Raw genomic sequence first — 25,726 nt, forward strand, 5'->3', positions numbered from 1 at the left:
ATTTTTTTATTTATCTTTGCAAAATAAAAACTCATCAGAAATCCAAATTTTATATCACACTTCATTTAATTTACTATTCTACTACCCCTCTGAAAACTCAAAGAGCTCAGAGATATTAATAACCATAAGTAAAAACCATTAAATCATATTACAAATGAAAAAAACATTTATTACTTTTGTTGTGGCAATCGCCACTATCATTACGGCTAACGCCCAAGAATTTAAAGTAGGTGCTAAAGCCGGCTTTTTGATGTCCAATGTTTCTGACCCTGAAACTTCAGTTTCAGTAGGAGGAGTTACAGGAACCGCCAAATTTAGTTCTTCTTACACCCCTGGGTTTCACTTCGGAGCTTTTATCGAATATGGCTTCAACGAACAATTATGGGTAGAAGCTGGTGTTGACTATGCTTTCCAAGGAGCTAATATCAATTCTTTAAGTGGTAGCATCAACAACATTTCGCTTGGAGAATTAGATATTAAGGACGGTAAATTGAAAATCGAGCAGTTCAACATTCCCCTTTGGATTAAATACGACTTCAATGGGTTCCGCCCTAAAATAGGGGTGAACTTAGGTTTTGTGTCAAAAGCTAAAGCCAGCGGTAAAGATAATTCGAATTTTGGTTTAGTAAATGTAGACAATGAACCTTTAACTCTCGACAAGAAATTCGATTTAGGATTAGGCTTTGGTGCTGAATACAACTTCGATTCTGGTTTCTTTTTCGATGCTTCCTTTAATTTAGGTCTTACCGATTTATCGACTAAATCGTATTCAGAAAACGGATATAAACTTCCTACTTTGAATTTCAAAAACCGCGTATTCCAAGTAGGGGTAGGTTACAAGTTCTAGTAAGCCTTCATAGAAAAATTTTTATAAAAAAGACTGTCTAAAAACCATAGACAGTCTTTTTTTACCTCTTATTTCTTACCTCCTTTGCATTTCTACCAAACTTCTTCTTAAAGGCAGTCGAAAAATGCGATATATAATCATACCCACAGGTGAGAGCGATTTCACCTATACTCTTATCGGTGTGAAGGAGCAGTTGTTGTGCCAACTCCATTTTATAGTCGTATAGATAACCAAAAACAGTAGTGCCAAATACCTCTTTAAAACCATAACACAACTTCTTTTCGTTCACACCTACGGCACGTGCCAATTCAGCTATCGAAGGCGTAACGTCCAACTGAGCCGTAAGGCGGTCGCGCACTTCGTACATCTTCCGCACATCGGTTTGGGTTTTGCAGTATTGGTATACTTGTAGCTGTTGCTGTTCGTATTGATGTAATTGTAACAAAAAAAGTTCCTGCACTTTTAGGTCGGCATAAGGTCGTGCTGCCTTGCCTAAAAGAGAAGCGTGTTGCAGTTGGTCAAGAACGGTTTGCATAGCAAAGTCAGTAGGAAGTGATTGTTCAGGCGAAAGAATAAAGTTACCACCCCGCTCATAGCGCTGGTACCACGCCATAAAAGTTTCGGGGTATTGAGTAGCTATTTGCGCAAATTGCTCAGCACTGATAGCAACCGTAATCACTTCTATAATATCATCTTTATGCAACAAGTCTTTGCCCAAGCATTCTTCTTTACCAAAAAAGATATTGTGAGTCCCCGCCTTACTGATACAATTTAGCCCGTCTATCTGCACTGCCATACCTTTGTGGGTTCGGGTTACAAAATAAAGACGCACTGAAGGAATATCCATACGTCCCACAAAAGTCACTTCTTCCTTCATTTGTACTTGCCATCGGTAGTAAGTATGATTGCCTAAGGCTTGTTGTTCCAATTGGAATACCCCCATTTGTTCATTCACTCTTTCGTAATAATTTTGTACCTCTTCTTCGTTGGTTGCCAAAGGTAATGTTATTTCGTTTATCATATTCATCAGTCGTTTATCACGTTCATCAGCTGTTTGCCGTCAGCACCACTAGCCAGCTACAAACAACCAATCACTTTATTTGCTATTCAGATGTAAAACTTTGCTAAGGAAATTAAACAATCGCACTTCCTTTTTGCTGTATTTTTGCGCTCTGAAATCTGTTGTTTAGAACAAAAGTAAATAACATATTTCAAACCACCAAATATTTTAGCCTTTAGTTTTTTAGTCGTTAGCAGTTAGCAAGCGATTAAATACTGATTATTAGTCTATTCAACTTTGCCAAAGTTTGAGAAGCAAAAACCGATATCTATGTTAAACAAAACTTTTCTTTTACTACTACTCTTCAGTCTTTCTATATCAGCTCAAAACACTGCCGAACTCATTGGTACGGTTACCGATAAAGTAACTCACCAACCTTTAATAGGTGCCGATGTTTACATCAAAGAACTAAACAAAGGCGTAAGCACCGATGCACGCGGTCAATATCGATTGGCACATTTGCCCGAAGGGAATTATACCGTGTGGTTTAGTTTCCTCGGTTATCAAACCTTTGGAAAGAAAATCAGTGTGAAAGGACAGATGCGCTCAGATGTATCGCTGAAAGAACAAGCCGAAGAAATAAGCGGAGTAACTGTTTCGGGCAAGAGTATCGCTCACCAAAAGAAAGAGCAGAGTATGCCCGTAACGGTAATTGATATGAGTAACCTACGAGGTACGGTAAGCAGTGTACAGGACATTCTTCTAAAAACCGTAGGTATCACTTTGCGTTCTTCAGGAGGGGTGGGCAGTAGTTCACGTATCTCAGTAAGAGGATTAGAAGGCAAACGCATAGGCTTTTTTATAGACGAATTGCCCTTAGGTGAGCAAACGGATTATATCGATATCAATGATATCCCCATAGATATGATTGACCGTATTGAGATTTACAAAGGAGTAGTACCAGCACGCTTCGGGGGCTCATCGCTTGGAGGAGCTATCAATATCGTTATTCGCGAATACCCCGATAAATATGCCGACCTCAGTTATGGATATGAAAGTTACAACACCCATAAGGCACAAGGGGTATTCAAACGCAACCTCAAACAGCGTGGATTGGTATTCGGTATTGGTGGGGGTTATACTTCATCGGATAATAACTACACTTTCGATTCTCCTTTTCAAGAAGGATTGCGCATCACCCGCAACCACGATAAGTACCGCAAGCTCATCATTGGCGGGAGCTTCAAAGCAAAGAAATGGTGGTTCGACGAAGTAGAATTAGAACCCGTGTTCGTCAAAACCTATAAGGAAATTCAAGGTATTGAATACGATATACGAGAAGCCCATAGTCAGTCGTTAATGACGGGGCTCTCTAATAAACTCGAAAAAGATAATTTCCTCACAGAAGGCTTAAACCTCGATATGTTCAACGGATTGGTACTTACCAAAATGAACTTCATCGACAAAGCCACCCGTCGCTATGAGTGGGACGGTAGCTCCTACCCTACCCCTTCGCGCTATGGCGGTGAGGCAGGTTATAACTATCCATCGGACTCTGACGATAAAAAGCTCACTTTTATTAATAAAACCAATTTAGAGTACATTCTTACTGAACGCCATTCGCTGAATATCAACAGTGTGTTTTCTATGGCAAACGGTACGCCCAAAGACGACTTAAAGACCCTGAGTCTGGGTAAGCAAGTGAATTTCGATTCGCAAATGCGCAGTTGGATAAGCGGACTTACATACGACTTCCGCACGCTTAACGACGTGTTTTTGAACTCGCTCACAGTACGCCATTATATGTACACTATGCACACCCAAATGGCGCCACTCTTCGTCCCCGGTAAGTACGATGTAGATGTAAGCAAAAGCGATTTTGGGGTGAATAATGCGATGCGTTACCGCTTCCTGCCTTCGCTAATGGGAAAACTCTCTGCTGGTTATGAGGTGCGTATTCCTTCGGAAACGGAGCTCTTAGGCGATGGTATAGCTGTAATCCCCATTCCTGATTTATTGCCAGAGCGTAACCTCAGCGCTAACCTCGGTTTGCTGTTCGACCTTACAGGCAAGCACCCTACCAATGCTCAGATAGAAATGAACTTCTTCTATATGTATTTGCAAGATATGATACGTTATACTGCCGGACTCATAGGGGCACAATACCAGAATTTTGGTGAGATGCGTACTCTTGGGGTAGAGTTTGAAGCCAAAGCCGATGTATTGCCTTCGCTTTATCTATACGGCAACACTACTTATCAAGACCTGCGCGATACACGTGCTTACGAGCCAGAAAGCACCGTGCCTAACCCTACTAAAAACAAACGTATGCCTAATATACCATACTTAATGGCGAATGCAGGCTTGGAGTTCCACCGCGAGAACCTTTTTGGTGGCACGGGGCAAAACACACGCCTTTTTGCCGATGTTGCTTTCGTAGAAGAATATTACTATGATTTTGAAATGACGCAATTGCAGAAACGCCGCATTCCGCGCAGTACGACCATTGATATAGGTTTTGAGCACAGTTTCTTGAATAATAAAGTATTCCTCTCGGGGAAAGTGCGGAATATAACGAATGAAAAGACCTTATCAGAATTTAACCGCCCATTAATGGGAATCAATGGAGGGGTGAAGCTAAGAGTAATATTCTAACTCCCTCTCGTCCGAACTAAAAATATACTTTAACTATACTTTCAGTGGCTCTACAGTGGCTCTACAGTAGGTCTACAGTAGGTCTACAGTGGGTCTACAGTGGGTCTACAGTGGGTCTACAATAAATTAAAAGCGAATTTAAAGCGAATCTAAAGCGTAGGACGAAAATTTTACAAACCAATTTTGATTGGCTGGCTATAAAAAGTGAAGCAAGAGATGAAAAACAATTATATATGAAAAAAAGATTTATTTTAGGCTTAATAGCATCACTTATTACTTTTTCCGGTGATATGCTATTGGGGTACATTCAGGTAGAAAACCCTGAAAAATCACTAATGAACTTCTCACTTACCTTACCCCTATCGCGCATTATGTGGGGAGGATTCTTAGGTGTGATAGGTATCCCTCTGCAGAGCATAGGGTATTGGCAAATTTACAAGTTGATGAAAGAAGGTAGTGAAACGCTCTCAAAGCTTTACAAAGTAGGTATCTGGGGGTGGCTGGTAATGGCAGCTTGTGGGGTGCACCTTAATTGTGCTGTGGTGATGCTTATCTACAAACAGCTTTACCCCACCGATGCAACCTTAGCTCACAATATAGCTACTACCTTTTCTAATAATGTATTAGTGCCTTGCTATTACATTTTTATCGTCTTTTTCCTACTGATGAACATCTCACAGTTCATAGCTTTTGTAAGGAAAAAGACCGTTTATCCTCGCGTAGCAGCCTTTTTCAATATGTTTATAGGTATTGGCATCATTCATCTTATAGCCTATTTGTTACCAGATTCGGCTATTAAAAACGGATTGAATGTATCGGCTATCAGCTTGGGTAATGCCTTGATGTTTATAGGGTTGCTACTTTTTAAAGGTCAGACGAGTCTAACAACTAATAATAATAACTAAAAACTAATTTTATGTATTCAAAAGTATTTTTAACTGTGTGCTCTTTAGCACTTCTCTCGGTGGGTTGCAAGAAAGACGACAACCCTACCCCTGCTCCCATACCACCAAGTAATGTGGTTTATACAGGTGATTTCTTATTAGAAACTTCTGTCAAAAACCCCGATGGTATGAGTGGTAGTTCTTACCTTCAAATCTTTCATAAAATGGCAGGAGGTATCGCTATTGATAACTCCAAAGCTGAGCAAGTAGAGTTTGGCTCTTCGGTACAAGTAGAAGGGAAAAGTGTCTACCTCTTCGACACTATGAAAGGTGTCGGCGGTATCACCCAATATACTTACGACCCTACTACCAAAAAGCTCACCAAAGGAGCAAATCTCGCAGGGCTTTCTAATTCGATGGTAGGTCATCTCGAAAAAGTAAGTGCTACCAAAGCCTATGTGCCTATGTACACACAAGGCGTGGTGTGGATTATCAACCCACAGACAATGCAAAAAACAGGAGAAATCGACCTCGCTAAGTATGCTCACGGCGACAGTAGTCCTGAGCCTGCTATGGGTATTATTCGCGATGGCAAGTATTACCTATGTCTCAACCAAATCAACCCTGGTGCAGGTTGGCAACCTTACGCCGACTACCAACAGTGTGATGTGGCTATCATCGACCCTCAAACTGATGTGGTAGAAAAAGTAGTATCGGAAACCACTACCAAACTCACTTTCCCCACTCGCCCTATGGCACAATGTAAAGGAATGCTCTTTACCAATGAAGCAGGTGACCTTTATATAGCTACCGCAGGTTATTTTGGATATTCCAAAGACAATACTAAATGCGGTTTCCTCTGTATTCCCAAAGGCAAGACTGAATTCGACAGTAGCAAATCGTGGGATATCTCTACTACTCCTATTGCAGGCACTAAATACAAGCCTTACAAGCCTGCTAGCGTGTATAACTGCCAGTATATAGGCAATGGTAAAGCTGTAGCTTATGTGGGTATCGTGGAACTCGGTGGCGCAAACCCCTATACTGCTAAAAACGCTATAGCAGTACTCATAAATTTCAACAACAAATCTATCAGCCAGATAAGGGGCGTTCCGCTTACTGACGGACATAGTATTCTCATCACCAAACTGAAAGATAGAGTACTCTTTGGTGCTTTCGGTACTGATAAAAGAGGCTTATTCGATTTCAACCCTGCTACTGAAACTGTAGAACAAGTGCTTAGCACTACTGGAAACCCCGCTTTCTTTCACGAGTTCTAATTTTTAGAATCAGACCTGTTCGACTCGTTCGACAGGTCTGATTCTAACCTCTAACACCTATGAACAAAATACCCGAAACAATGCTCATTACTTTATGGGCAAAAGCTACTGAAAATAAAGAACCTCAACCGCTGTTACGCGATGAGAAGGCTGCTGAGATTATAAACAAAATAGACTATGATTTTAGCCGGTTCAAGAAAGCTAAATTCTCCCAAGCAGGCGTGTGTGTGCGCGCTCACCTAATAGACAAAGAAACACGTGCTTTTATAGAGCAACACCCCGACGCAGTAATAATACAATTGGGTACGGGTCTCGATGCTCGTTATGAGCGTTTGGGCTGTCCGGAACTTACCCATTGGTATGACCTCGATTTGCCTGAGGTAATTGCTATCCGGCGTCAGTTTTTTGAGGAGAGTGAAAGACGTAGTTTTTTAGAAATGTCTCTCTTTGATACCGAATGGATAGAAAAAGTAAAAGCTCACCACAAGCCGATACTCATTATTGTTGAGGGGGTACTGATGTATTTCCCTCCGTTTGAGGTAAAAGATTTTATGATACATCTCTGTGAAGCATTTACTGAGGCTACTCTTCTCTTCGATATGCTCGCTTATGCCTTAGTAGGGCACGCTAAGAACCACGATACACTAAAAGCAATGGATAAAGACAGGCGTCCTGAATTTCAATGGAGTGAAAAGTATAGCGAGGCGATGGAGCAGTGGCACCCTAAGTTGCACGTGGCGAAAGAGTATTTTATGAGTAAGTACGACCAAGGACGCTACCCTTTTATCTTCCGTATGCTATATAAGATTTCGTATTTTTATAGGCGATTTAACCAGAGAGTGGTGAGATTAGAGATAAGGTAAATAACATAATAAATATTTGATATATAACATTTTAGATAATATATAGAAAATAAAAGTAGTAAAAAATTAGGAGATTAAATAATTATTATTACTTTTGTGCTTTCAAAACAGAAATTTTAGTTATATACCTTATTTAATAAATATAAATGAGAACAATACAATTTAGAGAAGCCGTTTGCGAAGCGATGAGTGAAGAAATGCGTCGCGACGAGTCTATTTATTTGATGGGTGAAGAGGTAGCCGAATACAATGGCGCTTATAAAGCCTCTAAAGGAATGCTCGATGAATTTGGGCCTAAACGTATTATTGATACCCCTATCGCCGAAGGTGGTTTTGCAGGTATCTCAGTAGGGGCTGCTATGAATGGTAACCGTCCTATTGTAGAGTTTATGACCTTCAACTTTTCATTAGTAGCGATTGACCAAATCATTAACAACGCGGCTAAAATGCGCCAGATGTCAGGAGGTCAGTTTAATATTCCTATCGTTTTTCGTGGTCCTACCGCTTCTGCTGGTCAGTTGGCGGCTACCCACTCTCAAGCCTTTGAGAACTGGTATGCTAACTGCCCTGGATTGAAAGTAGTAGTTCCTTCTACGCCTTACGATGCAAAAGGACTCTTGAAGTCGGCTATCCGTGATAACGACCCTGTTATCTTTATGGAATCTGAGCAAATGTACGGCGATAAAGGTGAAGTGCCAGAAGAAGAATACACTATTCCATTAGGCGTTGCCGATATTAAGCGTGCGGGTACTGATGTAACTATCGTTTCTTTCGGTAAAATTATTAAAGAAGCGCATAAAGCTGCTGATATTTTAGCCAAAGAAGGTATTGAGTGTGAAATCATCGACTTGCGTACTGTACGTCCGCTTGATTTTGACACGGTATTCGCATCGGTTAAGAAAACTAATCGCTTAGTGATTTTGGAAGAAGCGTGGCCTTTTGCCAGTGTATCTTCTGAAATTACTTATCAAGTACAAGAGCACATCTTCGATTATCTTGATGCGCCTGTACAACGCATTACTACCACTGATACGCCAGCACCATTCTCTTCAGAACTTTTGAAAGAGTTTTTGCCAAATGCTGACGACGTAGTAAAAGCAGTAAAAAAAGTTCTTTATAAATAAGAATTTGCTATCATTTTTATTTTTTTAAAAGTTATATTTTATTTTTTAGTCTTCACGATTTTTCCTCATCGTGAAGACTTTTTTTCGTTTAAGAGCGTTAATCTTTTGTTAAACTTTTGATAGGAAAGCAAAAGAATAAAAGTTATGCTTGTAACACAAATTAACGTCTTCATTGTTTATGAACTATTAAAATGATGCTAAATAAGCTCATTATAAGGGCGTTGTTTTAACATATTATTGATTTCTGAAAGAAAAGAAAAAGATACAGAGGTGGTTTATATAACTTGTAAGAATTAAGATTTTTTCAGTATCTTTGTGCGAAATTAGGAGGGGAATTATATATGCCATTAGAGAGCACCATAAAAGTAGATAAAAAAACCACCTTGTACATTTGGGAGGTAAGGGAGGAGCTTGCTGTGTTGGAAGAAGAAACTCCTCTTACTCCTGAACAAAAGGAGAGTTACAATGCCATTAGCAATGAGAGGGCTAAAAAGAACTTTTTAGCTACGCGTTTATTGCTAACTCAGTTAGGACACGCCCCCAATTCTTTGCATTACAATGCTTACGGGAAGCCTTTTTTAAAGGGAAAAGATTTTATTTCGATTAGTCATTCGTTTGATAAAGTTGTCGTGATGATAAGTAATAAACCTGTGGGGGTGGATATTGAGAAGAAACGAGAGAAAATATTGCGTATTGCACATAAATTCACTCAATGGAATTATCGTTCAGCGAATTATTCGATTCATAACATCATTCAGAAACTTACAATGACGTGGTGTGCCAAAGAAGTAGGTTTTAAAATTCACAACAAACCTACACTTACCCTAAACGATGTGAGGGTAAAAGACTTTTTTCCTAATGACAAGGAGACGGATATTAAGATAGGAAACACTATGTATAAGGTCTTTTTTGTTTTGATAGAAGATTTTGTTTTAGGATATTGCAAAGCTAATAAATAAACATTTTGGTTATACACAGGAACAAATGGTAGATTTTGTAGTTGTACAAAGTTTGCCATTTGTTTTTTTGTTAATGAATGTGGGTTGGGCGTAAATCTCAGAAATTAGAAAAATTAGAAAATGAGTAAATTAGGAAATGAGAAAATGGGGTGTGAGGTTGAGTTAGAGGAATGAGGCTGTGCCTCAGAAATCAAACAAAATTTAAACAAAATCAAGGCTACGCCTTGTAAACTAGCAGAGGGATTGTTAGTTTATTCAACTTTGCCAAAGGTGCGAGCCGCACAGGCAGTGTGAGCCACACGGGCGGGAGAAAATTAGCAGATTAGCAAATGGAAATTAGGAAATTAGAAAATGAATAGTGATAAAAATCATTTTTTGATAGATCAGACTTGTCGGACAAATTGGATAAATTAGAGAGAGCGGAAGGAAACGGAGAAGAACGGAAGAGGGGAAGTAGGATTTTTGATGAAAAAAGGGTGTAAGGAGGGTGGGGTTAGCTTATAGAGAGCTTATAGGAAGCTTATACGAATCTTGGACGATTGGTATAGAAAGGGTATATAAGTGATTGACTCATAATATAATACAACAGGGTTAAAAATGTTAAAAAAGAGGTTTCGAGGCGAAAGAAAGAGGAATAGGTGATAGGCCTTAGGCCATAGGCACTAGGGAATAACATCCCCCCTATTCACATACTCCGCTCTCGCGGACTTCCCTTCAAAGGGGGGAGTATCACGGAAAAGGGAAGAAATGACGAATGAAGAATGAAGAGTGACGAGTGACGATGTGGATTTCCTTCAAAGGGGGAATGTAGTGACGGAAAAGGAGAAAAGAGCAGAAAACAATTGTTAAAAGGTAGTATATTTTTGAAATCAAAAAAAATGTACTACCTTTGTGCTTTCTAAGTTACGTTAGTTATCATAATACTATTTTTGCTGATAAGGGAAATAAAGATGGCTATCGTACACGAACAAGAATATTTATAAAACATATATTAACCCTTAATTTGGGGTTCTAACTAATCAACAATCGTGAATAAAGAACATTTAAAACAATTAGAAGCTGAAAGTATTTACATAATGCGCGAAGTAGCGGCGCAGTTTGAGCGTCCTGCCTTGCTTTTTAGTGGTGGTAAGGACTCTATTACCTTGGTGCACTTGGCAATGAAAGCCTTTGCTCCTATGAAGATTCCTTTCCCTTTGGTACATATCGACACGGGTCATAACTTCCCCGAAGCTCTTGAATATCGCGATGCCCTTGCTAAACGCATAGGTGCGGAACTGATTGTGCGACAAGTAGAAGACACTATTAAAGCGAAAGGACTTACCGAGCCCAAAGGTAAGTTTGCTTCTCGTAACTGGTTGCAAACACACACTTTATTGGACACTATTGAGGAGTTTCACTTCGACGCCTGCATAGGAGGGGCGCGTAGAGATGAAGAGAAAGCACGTGCCAAAGAGCGCTTTTTTTCAGTAAGAGACGAATTTGGTCAATGGGACCCTAAGTTGCAACGTCCGGAGCTGTGGAACATCTACAACGGTCGGATACAGAAAGGCGAAAACGTGCGGGTATTTCCTATCTCGAACTGGACGGAGTTAGATGTGTGGAATTATATTCAGCAAGAAAAAATAGCACTTCCTTCTATCTATTTTGCGCACAATCGCGAGGTGATTGAGTACGAAGGTAGACTTATTGCAGTGTCGCCTTTTATCCAGATAGATGAAAACGATACTATCCTAAACAAGCGTGTGCGCTATCGCACGGTAGGTGATATGACCTGTACTGCTGCCGTAGAGAGCAATGCAGCGACTCTTGAAGAGGTGGTGAATGAGATTACTGCTTCGCGTATTTCGGAACGCGGTGAGACCCGCATAGACGACAAAGTAACGGAAGCGGCGATGGAAGACCGTAAAAAAGGAGGATATTTTTAATGATTAGTGGTTAGTAGTTAATTCTGATATGAAGAATTGCTTGTCGTACTACGACTTTGGTCAGGTTTTTGTATGAGCAAAGACAATAACTAAAAAACAAGATTACGAATGAGAAAAAGATTTTTATTTACAGCCTTAGCACTTTTCTTTTTGGCAACTGCGGAATCCTTTGCACAAGCGTTGCAACGCCATAACCTTGTACCTGAAATTAACTTACCACAGCCTAATGGTGAAAAGTTAGCGTTATCTTCGTTACGTGGTAAATATGTGCTGGTAGACTTTTGGGCTTCGTGGTGTATGCCTTGCAAGAAGGAAAACAAATACCTCAAACAAGCGTATAAAGAGTTCAAAGGGAAGAATTTTGTAATTCTATCAGTATCGATAGATAGACCTAAGGATAAAGACGCTTGGCAGGACGCTATCAAAATAGAAGGAATGGTGTGGCATAATGTGTGGGACAGCGATGGCAAAACCGCTGAGAAATATGGGGTAACGAGTATCCCTGCGCCTTTTCTCATAGACCCGGAAGGAAACTTATTGTCGCAAGGAGATAACCTAAGAGCTAATGATTTAATGAAAACGCTGAAGAAATACATCAAATAGTCGCAACGCGACGGGCGTTTTTGTTATATTGAACTGACGTTAAAAAAATATATAAAATATTTGCAATGAAGAAAATCAAGTTTATGACGCTACTGAGCGTAGCAATAGGATTGGGGAGTTGCTCTACCAGTACCCAAGCGGTATATTGGGTAAATAGCTCCCAAGTAGAAAGCAGTGCAGGAGCTGGCAAAATGCAATGCTTGCAAGTGTACAAAGGCGATAATTTGAGTAAAGCACAATGGGAGGCTTTTTGTGCTCCTATTGAAGGTTTTACCTTTGAAGAAGGCTACTTTAAAAAGATAGAAGTAAGCGAAAAACCGCTGAAGGACGCCTCCGCCGGTGCGCCAAATGTTGCTTATACTTTGGTGCGCGAAATAGAAAAGGTAAAAGACTCTCGGTTTGATTTGCAAGGCGAATGGAAACTAGTGAGTATGGGAGAAAAGGCTATCACTCCTGAGGCACAGCCTACATTAAAACTCAATATCAGTGAAATGAAGGTGAACGGCTCTGACAGCTGTAATACCTTTATGGGAAGTATTAAAACCCTCACCGATAAAGAACTTGTATTTGGTGATTTAGCTTCTACACTAATGCTTTGTGCAGAAAAAATGGAGGTTGCTGATGCTTTTGGTATGGCTATGCAAAAGGTAAGGCAATACCAACTAAAAGGAGACCAACTGTTGCTTACCGATGAACAAGGAGGCGTACTCCTTACTTTTGCAAAGAAATAATTGTTTCAATTATTAAAAAAGAAAGGCTGTGCAGAACGTTCTGCACAGCCTTTCTCAATTATATTGGTGTTTAACTAATCATCTTCTTCGTCATAGTTGTCGGCTTCATCGTATTCCTCTTCAGAATACTCAGGTTCTACTGCCTTTTTATCTTTAGCCTTAGTACTCTTTTTACCTTTTTTAGGATTAGAAGAGAGTTCATTATGTTTAAGCCATTCGCGTAGTTCTACTTCTATTTGTTCAGCTATTTCTGGATTGTCGTTAAGCATTGCAATAGAGGCATCACGTCCTTGACCTAATCGGGTGCCTTTATAGCTATAAAAAGCACCGCTTTTATCTACGATATCAGCCTCAACGCCTAACTCAAGAAGTTCAGCAGACTTAGAGATGCCTAAGCCAAACATAATATCGAAAGTAGCGGTTTTAAAAGGCGATGCTACTTTGTTTTTAACTATTTTCACCTTGGTTTTATTACCGATGATTTCGCCATTGCTGTCCTTAATAGCAGCGCTTCCTTGAGGTCCTCCGTCTTTACGGATATCTATACGCACAGAGGCGTAAAATTTAAGTGCATTACCTCCTGTAGTAGTTTCGGGATTCCCAAAAGTAATACCTATTTTATCACGCAACTGATTGATGAAAATAACGATACATTTTGCTTTGCTAATACTACCGGTGATTTTGCGTAAAGCCTGAGACATTAGTCGGGCGTGAAGCCCCATTTTAGAGTCTCCCATTTCGCCATCAATCTCACCTTTGGGAGTAAGTGCTGCTACCGAGTCGATTACTACGAGGTCTACTGCATTGGAACGAATAAGAGCATCGGCGATTTCAAGAGCTTGTTCACCACTGTCAGGCTGAGTAATTAGTAGATTTTTAACATCTACACCTAAGCGTTGTGCGTAAACAGGGTCGAAAGCGTGTTCAGCATCGATAAAAGCAGCTGTCCCTTTAGCTTTTTGTACTTCGGCGATGGCGTGCAGTGTAAGGGTGGTTTTACCAGAAGATTCAGGTCCATAAATTTCGATTACGCGCCCTTTAGGATATCCTCCAACGCCTAAAGCGGCATCGAGCCCGATAGAACCCGTAGAGTAAACTTCTACATCTTCGACAGGATTATCGCCTAAGGCACGTACAGTTCCTTTGCCATAGGTTTTGTCTAATTTTTCTAAGGTGAGTTTTAGAGCTTGTTTTTTAGCCTCTTCTACACTCATTTCCTTGTTATCTTTTGTTGTTTTAGCCATTTTATACTACTTGTTTTAATAGGGCAAAGATACAAAATCTAATGATAAATACAATAATGTAGCGTAATTATTTTAGTTTTTCATTATTGTGATGACGGTCGTGGTCACGTTGTGTTTTTTTTAGCATCTTCTTATCGAAAGCCTCTTGCAAGTCAATCCCTGTTTGGTTGGCTAAGCAAAGCACAACAAATACTACATCGGCAAGTTCTTCGCCTAAATCTTTGTTTTTATCACTTTCTTTCTCGGACTGTTCTCCATAACGGCGAGCTATAATACGGGCAACCTCTCCTACTTCCTCAGTGAGCTGTGCCATATTGGTAAGTTCATTAAAATAGCGAACCCCGTGTTCTTTTATCCAATTATCAACTGCTAATTGTGCATTTTTGATATCCATAGTTTACAAATTTATTTTCTATTAAAAAACTGCTTTAAAAGAGCATTGCTTTTGATAGCAACGCTCTTTCAAAGCAGTTTAAAGAATATTTCTGTGAATTTAAAATTAGTTTGTCCACATATCTTGCTCTCTGTCGCGAATTTTCTCTTTAATTTTGTCAGCTTCTAACAATTGGAAGAGTGCATTATCAGGAAGGAATTCCTTGATTTTTCTGTCGCCGTATACATTCGCCTCTTTAAATATCACGGAACTGAACATTCGTGCATTTAAAACGTGATCGAAAGAGACAGGGCGAGCATCATTCTTCCTATTAAAGGTTTTCGCTTCGTGCAAAATATCGCGTACTTGCGGATAGAATACCCAGAATAGAGGTACTAATGCCGACATAGTAGAGTCATCAGAATCTATAAAGTTTACGTCGGGAGCTACAGGAGCTAACGCGAGCAAACGATATTTTAATTCACCTTGGCGTTTGTCGAAATACCAAATACCTCTGATGTGGTACTGAGCGATATCTGCAGACTCTAAGTTTCTATGAGTTACATATTCAGGAGAAAGAGCCTCTCCTGCGTTAAGTTGCTCATAGCCTACATCTAAAGTATCTACTTTTGATAGTGATGCTTCTATTGACTCTGCTGTTTTTGTTTGAGTAAAATAAGAATCTACATAGATGTCTTGAATTTTGCCATTCTTGATGTTCTTCAAAAGTACATCATACAATGAGCGACGATAAGCATCTATTTCCAAGGTATCAGTAGGGAAAAGGAGGGGAAAATTAGCTCTTTCGTTGAGGTCGATTACTTCCCATACCTCTACTGACCAAAGGATATCGCGGTCGTCCACATAGCCATAAGGTAGTGGTTTGTCATTATCAGCTTCTATTCGCGCTTCAGATTTAACACCTATTTCGCTTGCTACTTTTGCGTTTAAGATGTTTACCTGAGCTTTGGAGAGCTGAAATGCAAATACTGAAAGCAATAATAATATTATATCTTTTACGTGCATAATAATGGTTTGTCTTAGTTTGTTATTTCAACTACAATTGGTGATACAGGAGGCAATCTGAGCTCAGAGTTACCGATGATACTTGCTTTCACGTCAAATATCTGAATTTTATCACCACGTTTAGCTCTTAGAACAGCTGCTCTTGCTTGTTCGTTCATTCTGCTACCTTTCACGTATACACTTGGTTGTCCTGGAATAAACACTTTAAATTCGTTTACTTGTAGTTTCAAGTCGAAGTCGAAGTCTTCCAAAACAGCCATCACTGGCATTACAGATACGTTTGCTTTTGGTAATTTAGCGTTTCCTATTTGTCCGCCCAAGCTGGTTACAGCACGTGGGATATTTTTAATACGGAACATTTTAGAAGAGCTGAATTTTTGTCCTGCAAGCTCACCTGTTACGTGAATAGTAACTTCTCTACCTTGTCCTGGACGCATTACCCAAGCACCACTACCACTCGCTTTAGATAAACCAGGTGCTGATGCTGAAATTTTGTTATCAGGAACACCAGGCATAGAGATAGTGATAGGGTTAGCAACACCACGATACACCACGTTCATCTTATCAGCTGAAATAACTGCTGAGTTTGGTTTAGGAATTACAGAGAAAGATTGTGCTACAGGTACAGCAATACGTTTTCCGTCTTGGTCGAAGTACAAGTTACCTGTAATTTTGTGGTCACCTGTATTACCTGCTGAAATGTTTAATTTCACACGACCATCTTCAATGGTGTATTCACTTGTTCCTAACTTTCTACCGTCGATAGCGATGTCTACTTCATTAGGACGTGTAGTAGCGTCTTTTCTACCCAATACGATAGAACCATCGAATTTCTCACCTTGGTAATACGCTCCTTTACCTTGTTCAAGTAAAGTTGTATAGTTAGTCATTGAAACTTGTGACTTCAAACTACCTGCCAAAGCAGTATCGAAAAATTCTTGTTGAGTAGTTAAGATGTCTGACTGCATCATTGAGAGTTTTGCTAAAGTTGCAACGTAAGGAAACCCTTCAAAGTTAAAATTTAACCATTTTACGGTTCTGCCTTCTCTATTCTTTACGTCGTCAGTATTAAAGTTCACGCTTACTTTATCGGCTAAAGCTTTATAAGCTGGATTATCTCCCAATACTTTTAATACTCCTTCGCGATAGGTTTTCATTTTTTCAATGAATTCACTTGCGTGAGCTTTAGCTTGTGCTCCCTCAGCAAAGAAATAATTGTCAGTAAAATCTGACTGATCCATTGCCTGATAGTTTCTTTGATTTACAGGAATGTCTTTTTGACCAATTACATCTTCTACTTTGGTTTTAATATCTTGGATATAGCTGTACAATCCATCTGATAGTTCTTTTATTTGTTTGGATTGTTCATATATCTCACCATATTGAGCTTGATTCTCATTTGCTTTATTTGCTAATTCGGCTAAAGCATTAGATGTGCCTTCATTAGCTCTTTTGTTTGATGATTCAAACTTTTGATTCACTAACCCGAATGCATCTAGTACTTGCTTGCCCATATTCAATGCGATCATCGCAAGGAATACTAAGTACATCAGGTTAATCATCTTCTGTCTTGGACTTAATTTTCCACCTGCCATAAGCTATTTTTTTAATAAGTTAATAAATAATTACTCTTATCGTGCGCCGCCCATTGCAGATAACATTCCTCCATAGATAGTGTTCAAAGATCTTAAGTTGTCTTTAAACGTAAGCATTTGCTGATTTAATGAATCTAAGTTATCAACAACACCTGCTTGTGCAGATACTTGTCTTTCTGTTCTTTCTAATTGTAATTTGTAAAGGCTGTTTAATGACTCTAAATTTGATGCTGCTGCTGAAAGCTCTTCACCATATTTGTGAGTAGCCACCATCGTATTAGCCACTGGAGCGATTTCTTTACTTGCTTCTGCGAAGTTTTCAATAGATCTTCCCAATGAACGCATCATATTCGCATCGATACGAGCCTCTGCTAAAATACCATCTAATTTTTGTGATAATGATTCTCTAAGAATCTTATCTTCTCCTGACTGTAAAGCCAAAGCTCCTTGGCGTCCTGATGGAGCACCTCCTTTTAGCTCAGGATAAACCAATGACCAATCGAACTCTTCATCTATTGGTTCAAAAGCTGAGAAGAAGAAGACGAATGCTTCTGTTCCCATCCCTACTGCTAACAATACGCCACCGCTGATACCTAAGATATCCACGTGCAAAATTTTGGCTAAGGCACCGATAATTACAACTGAGGCACCTATACCATAAACCATATTAAACAATTTCTTTGTTGATCTACTTCCTGCCATAAGACTTTTTTTTATTTGTTAAATTTATTAGTTAATTTTTTTGATTTTTCTTTTAATTCTATCTGTATCCTCTTGCTGATTTAGCCTGTTGTTTGTCGCTGATACCCATAAAATCTTGTACGGTACGGAACCCTATATAACTACGGGCTGAGTCTTGGTACTCATAATCACGAGTATTTACTTGCAACATAAAGGCAACGTCTTTCCAAGAACCTCCACGTATTACTTTACGGTGATTCTTGTCATCAAGTACGTTAGGATTCATTGTAGACATATATTCATATGAATTGGGGTCATATGAGGTGTTTGTCCATTCTGATACGTTACCTGCCATATTGTAGAGGTTGTAACCATTAGGTTCGTACGACTTAGCTTCTACGGTATAGAGTGCATTATCAACAGCATAGTCACCACGCATTGGTTTAAAGTTTGCAAGGAAACAAGCTCTATCATCATAGGTATAAGGACCTCCCCAAGGATAAGTACCTCCTGGCAGACCTCCACGTGCTGCGTATTCCCATTCCGATTCGATTGGTAAACGGAAAGAGTTTACAGTGTAATCACCTTTTGATTTTTGATAAGAGTTTTTGTTAAGAGTACGCCATTCACAGAAGGCTTTGGCTTGAATCCAGCTAACGCCTACCACAGGATAGTCGCCATAGGCTTCGTGCCAAAAATAGTCGTTGTGCATTGGCTCGTTATAAGAATAGTTGAAGTCGCGAATCCATACAGTAGTATCAGGATATACTTTCACGATTTCCTCTTTAATGAAGTCTTTACGGTTACCGCGAGTACGAGCGGCTTTATCCATATCAAGCCATTGATATTTAAACTCGAACTTCTGAACGTCCATAATGCGTTTGCCATTGTAAGCTTCTTCCTCGGGCAAATACATTTTGTCCATTACTTCCGAGTAGTATTCATCTGGGAATTTATTAGTGTCCCAAATAAGTGCTACTTTCTTGTTCAATTTTCGTGCTTTTTGGTCGCCATATGTGTTTTGAAGATACTGCTGATAAGCATTCATCTTCTCGGTGTTCGCATCTAAGTATGCATATTCACCGATACCTCCACTGCCTTGGGTCTGACCGGTTTGTTCCGCCATTTCAGCTAACTGAGTACGGATAATTGAATCGCGAACCCAATTCACGAACTGGCGATACTCACTATTTGTGATTTCGGTTTCGTCCATATAGAACGACCCCACGCTCACAGTTTTCACTGGTGCGTTAAAACTCGCAGTTTTATCATCATCGGAACTACCCATAATGAAAGAACCACTCGGAATAAGCGTCATACCGTAAGGAGCGGGCTGTTTCCAGCTCTTCCCCTTAACACCTACAAGCTCTCCTTTGCTGTCGCCACCGCCACGCTTACACGCAGCTAGTACTAATAGTACAAGTAGCATTACAAATATTCTTCTTGCCATAAACATTGTTTAAATTCACATTTAATTAGGGCGCAAACGTACGCATTTATTTTATACACACAAAATTTATTCAACAATATTTTTCAATAACCTACAAACTTTAACACTATTTTTACATTTTAACCCCTTTTACCCCTTGAAATGTAAAAAAAAAGTAAAAGAATGAGTTTACTTTTTACCCTATTTAATACTTCTTTTGTAAACACTTTTGGCTACTAAATAGTATAAAAAATTGTGTAATATTGTTACGAAGCTATTTTCCTTTTTCCTCTCCCCTACTCTTTATCGGAGTGTTTTAATCCCCATATTCCAAAGAGTGAATGCTTGCAAATCGGCGTTTTGTTCTATAGTTTTGCTCACTGGTGTCCCTGCTCCGTGCCCTGCATTAGTCTCTATTCGTATAAGAATAGGGTTGTTGCCCGTTTGTTTTGCTTGCAATTCCGCAGCAAATTTAAAACTGTGAGCAGGTACTACTCTATCGTCGTGGTCTCCTGTTGTTATAAGGGTAGCAGGATAAGCTACTCCTTGTTTTACATTGTGTAAGGGTGAATAGGCTTTTAAGTATTCAAACATTTCTTTGCTATCATCAGATGTACCATAATCATAAGCCCAGCCCGCTCCTGCAGTAAAAGTGTGATAACGCAACATATCGAGTACACCTACTGCGGGTAAAGCTACCTTAAACAGGTCGGGGCGTTGTAACATAGTGGCTCCTACCAAGAGTCCTCCGTTAGAGCCTCCTCTGATAGCAAGGTATTGGGGAGAGGTGTATTTCTCTTTTATAAGATATTCAGCAGCTGCTATAAAATCGTCGAACACGTTTTGCTTTTGCATCTTAGTGCCTGCATCGTGCCATTGTTTACCATATTCACCTCCTCCACGTAAGTTAGGAACAGCATATACCCCCCCGAGTTCCAACCACACCGCATTGGCAACACCGAATGTAGGCATCAAACTGATGTTGAACCCTCCATATCCATATAATAAGGTAGGATTTTTACCGTTGAGTTTGATTCCTTTTTTATAGGTAATCATCATTGGTATTTTTGTGCCGTCTTTAGAGGTATAAAACACTTGCTTAGATTCGTAGTGAGTGGCATCAAAAGCAATAGCGGGTTTCCAATAGAGTTCAGTAGCTCCTGTTGCCAAATCCATTTTGTATATTTGGGTAGGATATGCGTAATTGGTGAAACTAAAATAGGTGTGTGTTTCATCTTTTTTAGCATAAAAACCTCCCGCACTACCTATACTGGGGAGCTTCACTTCGCGAATGAGCTTCCCTTCGTAGTCGTATTGTTTTACCTGAGAAAGAGCATCTACCATATATTTAGCAAATAAGTATTTGCCTGCGGTAGTAATACTGAGCACATTCTTGGTTTCAGGGATAACATCTTGCCAATGCTCTGGCTGTGGATTTTTAAAGTCTACTTTCACTAAGCGACCGTTAGGCGCATTGATATTGGTTTCTAAAAAGAGCGTTGTGCCTTGGTTATTTACAAATCCTGTATCTCCATCGAAATTGTTGGTAATAGTTACCAAAGAAGATTTAGGATTAGATAAATCTTTTACAAATAGTTTATTACCTGAAGTCGCATTGGCAACCGAAATGAACAGATATTTCCCGTCATTGGATACTGTGCCCGACACATAACGATATTTCTCAGCTGGTGTGCCACCAAAAATGAGCTTATCACTCTTTTGAGACGTGCCGAGTTTGTGATAATAAAGTTTGTGTTGGTCAGTTTTTGCTGATAGTTCACTCCCTTTGGGTTTGTCGTAGCTGGAATAGAAGAAGCCTTCATTGCCTTTCCACGCGATACTACTAAATTTTATATCTACTAAGGTATCACCTATTGCCTTTTTAGTTTTCGTATCGAGCACTATCCCTTTACGCCAATCGCTACCGCCTTCTGAAATGAGATAAGCTACTAACGAACCATCTTCGGAGAAAGCGATGTCTCCTAATGAAGTTGTTCCGTCCTTAGAAAAAGTATTCGGATTTAAGAAAATTTCTTCTTTGCCTTCTTTATCTTTGCGATAGAGCACCGATTGGTTTTGTAAGCCATCGTTCTTGTAATAATAGGTATAATCACCTTCGGTAAAAGGAGCGCTCAGTTTCTCATAGTTCCAGAGTTTTTCGAGTTTCTCTTTTATTGCTTGTCGATAAGGTATTTTAGAGAGATAACCAAACGTAAAATCGTTTTGGGCTTTTACCCACTGAGCGGTTTCAGCAGAACGGTCGTCTTCGAGCCAACGGTAAGGGTCAGCCACCTGAATGCCAAAGTAAGTGTCGACGGTATTATCCATACGTGTTTGAGGATAGTTCATCTTTTCGTCGTTAGTGTTGTTAGGGTTTTGGTTGCAGGCTACTAAAAGAAGTAGTGCTGCAGGAAATAACTTGTGTTTCATATTCAATTACTTTTATTAAACTAATATAGTTTTATCTTCTTAGGGTTGTCGTCTTTATTAAAGAAATATAATATTCTTATATCCTCTTGATTTATCTTAAAGAATATGATGTACCGATTTAGCACAAATACTTTGCGGATATTCTCATAGTCTGTTGGAGTACAACTATATGGATTTTCTGCTATAAAAGATAGTGCCTTTTCAGTTTCATTTATAATTCTTTCGGCATAAGCATAATTTTCTTTTTCATCTATCCAATAAATTATCTCTTCGTTGAACTCAATTTTTGCAGTATGCGTCCAATTTATTTTCTTTTTCGTTGGCATAACAATTCTCTTGCTTCTCGCATTACTTCTTCATTAGAAACAACTAAGCCTAAGGCTTCTTCCTTGAGAGCCCATTCTATTCTTTGACGTTCTTCCTCTGTAAGTTTTTCTACCTTTCCTTCTATTTCAGGGGTAGGGGTATAAGATTTTTTTGTTAAAACTTCTGTTCCCATTTTTCAAAATAATTCTAAGTATTACTTCTATTTAGTGCGTTTTACAATACGATAGTGCTACGGGGTCTGAGGGGGAATGAGAGGTTAGGTCTTTAAATGCAAACGCCGTACTTTTCACTCTTAACTAAAAAAGGGTGCCTAAAAATATTGCTATTTTTAAAACACCCCATATTCTTATTTAGTTATAAAATCTCTCAGCTTAGAAGAACAAAGCTACCCCGATACCAACACCGAAGTTGCCTATTCTCGTTTCTGCTTTATTGTCTTGTTTGTTCTTCAAGTTCATATAGTCATAACCTACATAACCTGTAAGAGCAGCACCTTGGTTTACAAAGTAAGCCATACCTCCTTTTACTCCTAATGCCAATCCTCTTTCTTTATCACTATTATTATCTCCTGCTGAAGCCCAAGCATATCCTACTTTTGCTCCTACAAAAGGTGCTAAGTTGCCACCGATAGGAAAATAATAATGTGCATTAGGAGCTATAACAAACGCAGAAGTTGTTCCCTTTGTTTCTGAACCTGCTACAGGTTTTACTTTGGTAGTAGTACTTTGGTACTCTAAACCTAAACCTACTGCTAAATTATTAATTACAAAATAATTTAAATTAGGTACAAACTTAAATGTATTTTGCGTTTGTACATTACCTGATGTTCCGTCATAACGAGGTGTTTCTTTAACAGAGTTAAATGAAAGAGCCAAGTCAGAGCCTACCATCCAGTTTCCTTTTTCAGTTTGTGCATATGTAGCGCTCGCAAAAGCAACTGCTACGATTAATAAAAATTTTTTCATACTATTCTATATTTTTATTGTTATTAATAAGGCAAAGGTACAACTTATTTTCGAATGTGCAAATTTTTTTAAAGAAATTTTTCGTTTTGTTTTATCTTTTAGAATGGTTATACCATAACGTCTGTTCAATATGTAATTCTAATTATTAATCTCGTTTGCTGTATACACTTTGCCAAAGTTAATCGTCCGCCGTGCTACGGCTACCCGTGTGTCCACACCTGTCCAACAAATCTAACCAACAAAATGAGTCACATTAGTAGATAGCAACACTATAAACTCGATCAATGTTCAATTATAATTTAATTAACCTTCATTGTAGAGCCACTGTAGAGCCACTGTAGAACCACTGTAGAGCCACTGTAGAGCCACTGAAAACCCACTATGGTTCCGTTTAAAGTTTATTTAACACCTGTTCAAAACATACAACACTGATTTACAATTACGTTTGTATCACAATCCGTGTAAATCCAGCAACGAAGTTGCCCATCAGTGCCCATCACATTTGTCAATTATCAATTATCAATTGTCAATTGAAAGACTTTCTGTAGCGTAAACTACACTTTTATTAAATCAACTAAAAAAGGGTGTCTTAAAAAATATCGCTACTTTTTAAAACACCCCATATTTATAATTATGAAGGATTTTCTACTTAGAAGAACAAGGCAACACCTATACCTACACCCAAAACACCCTCTTTGGTTTTGCGTTTAGTGTTTTCTGTATGCTTTAAAGAAAAATGGTCATACTCTGCATAAGCTGTAATAGCAGCTCCTCGGTTTACAAAGTAAGCAAGACCTGCTTTACCACCTACTACCAATCCTCTCCATTCACCAGCACCAATCCCTGAGGGATTTTTTCTACTTGTAAAACCTACTCTTGCCCCTACAAAAGGCGCTAAATTTCCTCCCACAGGGAAGTAGTAGTGCATATTAGGTGCAATTATAAGGGTATTTGTTTCCGTATCCCAACTACTATTAGCTCTTTTGTCTCTTGAGTGTTCATATCCCACTCCTAACCCTACTGCTAAGTTATTAACCACAAAGTAGTTAAAGTTAGGTGTAATTTTAAAAGTAGTTATGGTTTGATCCATATATTGTACCTGATCATCTTTCTCTACTACATTTTTAGATTGAAATGAAAGACCCAAATCAGCGCCTACCATCCAGTTTCCTTTTCCGGTTTGTGCGTAGGTAACAGTTGCAAAAACAACAGCTACCACTAATAAAATTCTTTTCATACTGTTCATTTTTTGTTTTTAATTAAGGCAAAGATACAAAATAATTACGAATTACAAAATACAAATTACGAAAAATGTTTTTTCACTTTTCACTAATGGCAAAAAGCTACCATATCTAATCCGTTTTCAATACAAAAATCGATGTTCTATTTTAAGTCTGCAAATTCACTATTTAAAATAGTAGCGGTATAGCAAACCATTTTCGGCAAAAGCGTATAACACATTTTGAGTATAGTAAAGTTTTTTGATATTGCTTTCGGCTTCAAACTCTTTTTGCCAAGTATTGCCTCCATCAGTGGTTTTATAGATGACTTTGTCTAATGATACCCAGCCTATATTTTCATCTTGAAAAGCTAAGGATCGTATATCAATAGGAAATTCAAAAGGTAATTTTTGCCAAGAATACCCCCCATCAGTAGATTTGTATATTTTGTCAACTGATCCAGATATTAAACAATAGCCTATTTGATTAGTAGGAAAATCTACAGCAACAGCCATCCCATCTGGTTCATTTTGAAATACATATTCTGTCCATTGCTCGTTATTACCATTACAAAATAATATTTTGGGAGTAGCCATACCTTTATTGATAAGTCCTCCAATCCATATATGGTTTACATCTCTTTTAAAAGCAAGAAACTGATAATCCATTCTTCGATCAGATTTTTCAACTTCTCTTACAGAATAAAAATCCTTTCCGTTAGTTGATTTATATACATCACCATCTATTGAGACAATAATAATATTTTTCATTTCATCATCACAAACCACTCTATTGAACTTGATACCCTTTTTACTAAAAAAATATTTTCCAGCCCTAATGAGAGGAAATGGGTCTTCTGTACCACCATAAGGAACTTTGTATATCTTAAAATCATATACATTAAAACCTTCATTATTAGGAGTAACATAGAAATCTGATTCGTGATTAAAAGGACCTGTATCCTCCCATCTTTTCCAAGAAATACCATTATCTTTGCTAAAAATGACAAGATTTGCAGCTCCTCCCCATATTTGAGTGGAGTATAAATATTCACCCACAATTTGGGTTTTCATAAAATTACTATGATGTTCTGAGGATATTTTTTCCCATTGAGTTTTTATCCATTGTCCTACAGCCTTGTCAATAATACCTATTTTTTGCTCATAGTCATTGGTTACTTTGTTGTCTACCACAGTTTTTTCGCCAAAGTAGAATTTCAACTCTGGCAAATAGGTACTACTGCGGGGTAATACAAGGGTGAGTTTCTTGCCATCGACTGAAACTGAGATGATAGTAGCTTCAGTATCTCCAAAAGTTACTTTACATTGTTCTTTTTTAGGAAAATTTTCGCCTAAAATATCCACGCTATCACCTGCATAGCCGTAGTTTTTGCTATACGAAGTGATCACAATTGCTTTTTGTTCTACGGGTGGGGTAACATTGCCGTTACCGTTCCCATTGTTAGGGTTAGATTCCTCTTTACTACAAGAGGTGAGTAGTAAGAGCACTAAGCCTACTGCTTTTAAAACTTGTTTCATATACATTTTATTTTTAGCGTTTTA

23 protein-coding genes are annotated in these 25,726 nt (G+C 38.7%); 10 read left to right on the forward strand and 13 right to left on the reverse strand.

Annotated elements, in window-relative coordinates:
* Positions 1-154: 154 nt before the first annotated feature.
* Positions 155-847, forward strand: coding sequence for a porin family protein (locus tag AM608_RS07520; protein WP_053581298.1), 693 nt, complete (start codon positions 155-157; stop codon positions 845-847).
* Positions 848-908: 61 nt separating this feature from the next.
* Here the strand turns inward: AM608_RS07520 and AM608_RS07525 are convergent, their stop codons facing one another.
* Complete coding sequence (locus AM608_RS07525; RefSeq protein ID WP_053581299.1) at positions 909-1,874, reverse strand: AraC family transcriptional regulator; 966 nt, start codon at positions 1,872-1,874, stop codon at positions 909-911.
* Between the two features lie 303 nt (positions 1,875-2,177).
* Here AM608_RS07525 and AM608_RS07530 point away from each other — a divergent pair, with 303 nt between their 5' ends.
* The 9 genes from AM608_RS07530 to AM608_RS07570 all read left to right on the forward strand — a co-directional run bounded on the left by AM608_RS07530 (position 2,178) and on the right by AM608_RS07570 (position 12,874).
* Positions 2,178-4,502 (forward strand): TonB-dependent receptor, encoded by a 2,325-nt coding sequence (locus tag AM608_RS07530; RefSeq protein WP_053581300.1) that lies wholly within the window; start codon positions 2,178-2,180, stop codon positions 4,500-4,502.
* Between the two features lie 233 nt (positions 4,503-4,735).
* Complete coding sequence (locus AM608_RS07535; RefSeq protein WP_053581301.1) at positions 4,736-5,407, forward strand: DUF6796 family protein; 672 nt, start codon at positions 4,736-4,738, stop codon at positions 5,405-5,407.
* An 11-nt stretch (positions 5,408-5,418) separates the two neighbouring features.
* Positions 5,419-6,666: a hypothetical protein gene (locus AM608_RS07540; RefSeq protein WP_053581302.1), complete on the forward strand. Its 1,248-nt coding sequence runs from the start codon at positions 5,419-5,421 to the stop codon at positions 6,664-6,666.
* A 59-nt stretch (positions 6,667-6,725) separates the two neighbouring features.
* Positions 6,726-7,529 carry a class I SAM-dependent methyltransferase gene (locus AM608_RS07545; RefSeq protein ID WP_053581303.1) on the forward strand — a complete coding sequence of 268 codons (804 nt, stop codon included), beginning with the start codon at positions 6,726-6,728 and terminating at the stop codon, positions 7,527-7,529.
* 146 nt (positions 7,530-7,675) lie between these two features.
* On the forward strand, positions 7,676-8,653 hold the full coding sequence (locus tag AM608_RS07550) for a pyruvate dehydrogenase complex E1 component subunit beta (protein WP_009418524.1): 978 nt from the start codon (positions 7,676-7,678) through the stop codon (positions 8,651-8,653).
* A 341-nt stretch (positions 8,654-8,994) separates the two neighbouring features.
* Entirely contained in the window at positions 8,995-9,612 is a 618-nt protein-coding gene (locus tag AM608_RS07555) for a 4'-phosphopantetheinyl transferase family protein (protein WP_009418518.1), read from the forward strand.
* Positions 9,613-10,640: 1,028 nt separating this feature from the next.
* The gene (gene cysD, locus AM608_RS07560) at positions 10,641-11,540 is read left to right on the forward strand and encodes a sulfate adenylyltransferase subunit CysD (protein ID WP_002674358.1); all 900 of its coding nucleotides are present in this window, start codon (positions 10,641-10,643) and stop codon (positions 11,538-11,540) included.
* A gap of 108 nt (positions 11,541-11,648) precedes the next feature.
* Positions 11,649-12,143 (forward strand): TlpA disulfide reductase family protein, encoded by a 495-nt coding sequence (locus AM608_RS07565; RefSeq protein ID WP_053581304.1) that lies wholly within the window; start codon positions 11,649-11,651, stop codon positions 12,141-12,143.
* 65 nt (positions 12,144-12,208) lie between these two features.
* Positions 12,209-12,874: an META domain-containing protein gene (locus AM608_RS07570; protein WP_053581305.1), complete on the forward strand. Its 666-nt coding sequence runs from the start codon at positions 12,209-12,211 to the stop codon at positions 12,872-12,874.
* A 74-nt stretch (positions 12,875-12,948) separates the two neighbouring features.
* On the opposite strand, the gene recA is transcribed toward AM608_RS07570, so the two are convergent.
* The 12 genes from recA to AM608_RS07630 all read right to left on the reverse strand — a co-directional run bounded on the left by recA (position 12,949) and on the right by AM608_RS07630 (position 25,702).
* Positions 12,949-14,118 carry a recombinase RecA gene (gene recA / locus AM608_RS07575; protein WP_009410503.1) on the reverse strand — a complete coding sequence of 390 codons (1,170 nt, stop codon included), beginning with the start codon at positions 14,116-14,118 and terminating at the stop codon, positions 12,949-12,951.
* 67 nt (positions 14,119-14,185) lie between these two features.
* Positions 14,186-14,512, reverse strand: a complete 327-nt coding sequence (locus AM608_RS07580; RefSeq protein ID WP_002674362.1) for a nucleotide pyrophosphohydrolase — start codon at positions 14,510-14,512, stop codon at positions 14,186-14,188.
* A 105-nt stretch (positions 14,513-14,617) separates the two neighbouring features.
* Positions 14,618-15,517, reverse strand: a complete 900-nt coding sequence (gene gldN, locus AM608_RS07585) for a gliding motility protein GldN (protein WP_053581306.1) — start codon at positions 15,515-15,517, stop codon at positions 14,618-14,620.
* Between the two features lie 14 nt (positions 15,518-15,531).
* Positions 15,532-17,112: a gliding motility protein GldM gene (gldM, locus tag AM608_RS07590; protein WP_009410501.1), complete on the reverse strand. Its 1,581-nt coding sequence runs from the start codon at positions 17,110-17,112 to the stop codon at positions 15,532-15,534.
* Positions 17,113-17,148: 36 nt separating this feature from the next.
* Positions 17,149-17,814, reverse strand: a complete 666-nt coding sequence (gene gldL, locus AM608_RS07595) for a gliding motility protein GldL (protein ID WP_002674368.1) — start codon at positions 17,812-17,814, stop codon at positions 17,149-17,151.
* A 58-nt stretch (positions 17,815-17,872) separates the two neighbouring features.
* The gene (gene gldK / locus AM608_RS07600) at positions 17,873-19,249 is read right to left on the reverse strand and encodes a gliding motility lipoprotein GldK (RefSeq protein ID WP_002674370.1); all 1,377 of its coding nucleotides are present in this window, start codon (positions 19,247-19,249) and stop codon (positions 17,873-17,875) included.
* A 276-nt stretch (positions 19,250-19,525) separates the two neighbouring features.
* Positions 19,526-21,652, reverse strand: coding sequence for a prolyl oligopeptidase family protein (locus AM608_RS07605; RefSeq protein WP_053581307.1), 2,127 nt, complete (start codon positions 21,650-21,652; stop codon positions 19,526-19,528).
* Positions 21,653-21,672: 20 nt separating this feature from the next.
* Entirely contained in the window at positions 21,673-21,978 is a 306-nt protein-coding gene (locus AM608_RS07610; RefSeq protein ID WP_053581308.1) for a type II toxin-antitoxin system RelE/ParE family toxin, read from the reverse strand.
* Positions 21,957-22,151, reverse strand: coding sequence for a hypothetical protein (locus AM608_RS07615; RefSeq protein WP_053581309.1), 195 nt, complete (start codon positions 22,149-22,151; stop codon positions 21,957-21,959). The genes AM608_RS07610 and AM608_RS07615 overlap by 22 nt, the downstream gene beginning before the upstream one ends.
* Before the next feature lie 199 nt (positions 22,152-22,350).
* Positions 22,351-22,944 carry an outer membrane beta-barrel protein gene (locus AM608_RS07620; RefSeq protein ID WP_009422379.1) on the reverse strand — a complete coding sequence of 198 codons (594 nt, stop codon included), beginning with the start codon at positions 22,942-22,944 and terminating at the stop codon, positions 22,351-22,353.
* 649 nt (positions 22,945-23,593) lie between these two features.
* Positions 23,594-24,190: an outer membrane beta-barrel protein gene (locus AM608_RS07625; RefSeq protein WP_016478304.1), complete on the reverse strand. Its 597-nt coding sequence runs from the start codon at positions 24,188-24,190 to the stop codon at positions 23,594-23,596.
* 159 nt (positions 24,191-24,349) lie between these two features.
* Positions 24,350-25,702, reverse strand: a complete 1,353-nt coding sequence (locus AM608_RS07630) for an IPT/TIG domain-containing protein (RefSeq protein ID WP_253273456.1) — start codon at positions 25,700-25,702, stop codon at positions 24,350-24,352.
* Between the last annotated feature and the right edge of the window lie 24 nt (positions 25,703-25,726).

It is taken from the genome of Capnocytophaga sp. oral taxon 323, assembly GCF_001278825.1.
Taxonomy (GTDB): domain Bacteria; phylum Bacteroidota; class Bacteroidia; order Flavobacteriales; family Flavobacteriaceae; genus Capnocytophaga; species Capnocytophaga ochracea.

Bases quoted from the DNA above. Each gene is read 5' to 3' on its own strand.
- AM608_RS07625 (WP_016478304.1), bottom strand. From the start codon at position 24,190: ATGAACAGTATGAAAAGAATTTTATTAGTGGTAGCTGTTGTTTTTGCA.
- AM608_RS07535 (WP_053581301.1), top strand. From the start codon at position 4,736: ATGAAAAAAAGATTTATTTTAGGCTTAATAGCATCACTTATTACTTTT.
- AM608_RS07620 (WP_009422379.1), bottom strand. From the start codon at position 22,944: ATGAAAAAATTTTTATTAATCGTAGCAGTTGCTTTTGCGAGCGCTACA.
- gldM (WP_009410501.1), bottom strand. From the start codon at position 17,112: ATGGCAGGTGGAAAATTAAGTCCAAGACAGAAGATGATTAACCTGATG.
- AM608_RS07530 (WP_053581300.1), top strand. From the start codon at position 2,178: ATGTTAAACAAAACTTTTCTTTTACTACTACTCTTCAGTCTTTCTATA.
- AM608_RS07550 (WP_009418524.1), top strand. From the start codon at position 7,676: ATGAGAACAATACAATTTAGAGAAGCCGTTTGCGAAGCGATGAGTGAA.
- AM608_RS07555 (WP_009418518.1), top strand. From the start codon at position 8,995: ATGCCATTAGAGAGCACCATAAAAGTAGATAAAAAAACCACCTTGTAC.
- AM608_RS07605 (WP_053581307.1), bottom strand. From the start codon at position 21,652: ATGAAACACAAGTTATTTCCTGCAGCACTACTTCTTTTAGTAGCCTGC.
- AM608_RS07520 (WP_053581298.1), top strand. From the start codon at position 155: ATGAAAAAAACATTTATTACTTTTGTTGTGGCAATCGCCACTATCATT.
- AM608_RS07540 (WP_053581302.1), top strand. From the start codon at position 5,419: ATGTATTCAAAAGTATTTTTAACTGTGTGCTCTTTAGCACTTCTCTCG.
- gldN (WP_053581306.1), bottom strand. From the start codon at position 15,517: ATGCACGTAAAAGATATAATATTATTATTGCTTTCAGTATTTGCATTT.
- AM608_RS07580 (WP_002674362.1), bottom strand. From the start codon at position 14,512: ATGGATATCAAAAATGCACAATTAGCAGTTGATAATTGGATAAAAGAA.
- recA (WP_009410503.1), bottom strand. From the start codon at position 14,118: ATGGCTAAAACAACAAAAGATAACAAGGAAATGAGTGTAGAAGAGGCT.
- AM608_RS07570 (WP_053581305.1), top strand. From the start codon at position 12,209: ATGAAGAAAATCAAGTTTATGACGCTACTGAGCGTAGCAATAGGATTG.
- AM608_RS07525 (WP_053581299.1), bottom strand. From the start codon at position 1,874: ATGAATATGATAAACGAAATAACATTACCTTTGGCAACCAACGAAGAA.
- gldL (WP_002674368.1), bottom strand. From the start codon at position 17,814: ATGGCAGGAAGTAGATCAACAAAGAAATTGTTTAATATGGTTTATGGT.
- AM608_RS07610 (WP_053581308.1), bottom strand. From the start codon at position 21,978: ATGCCAACGAAAAAGAAAATAAATTGGACGCATACTGCAAAAATTGAG.
- AM608_RS07630 (WP_253273456.1), bottom strand. From the start codon at position 25,702: ATGAAACAAGTTTTAAAAGCAGTAGGCTTAGTGCTCTTACTACTCACC.
- AM608_RS07565 (WP_053581304.1), top strand. From the start codon at position 11,649: ATGAGAAAAAGATTTTTATTTACAGCCTTAGCACTTTTCTTTTTGGCA.
- AM608_RS07545 (WP_053581303.1), top strand. From the start codon at position 6,726: ATGAACAAAATACCCGAAACAATGCTCATTACTTTATGGGCAAAAGCT.
- AM608_RS07615 (WP_053581309.1), bottom strand. From the start codon at position 22,151: ATGGGAACAGAAGTTTTAACAAAAAAATCTTATACCCCTACCCCTGAA.
- gldK (WP_002674370.1), bottom strand. From the start codon at position 19,249: ATGTTTATGGCAAGAAGAATATTTGTAATGCTACTTGTACTATTAGTA.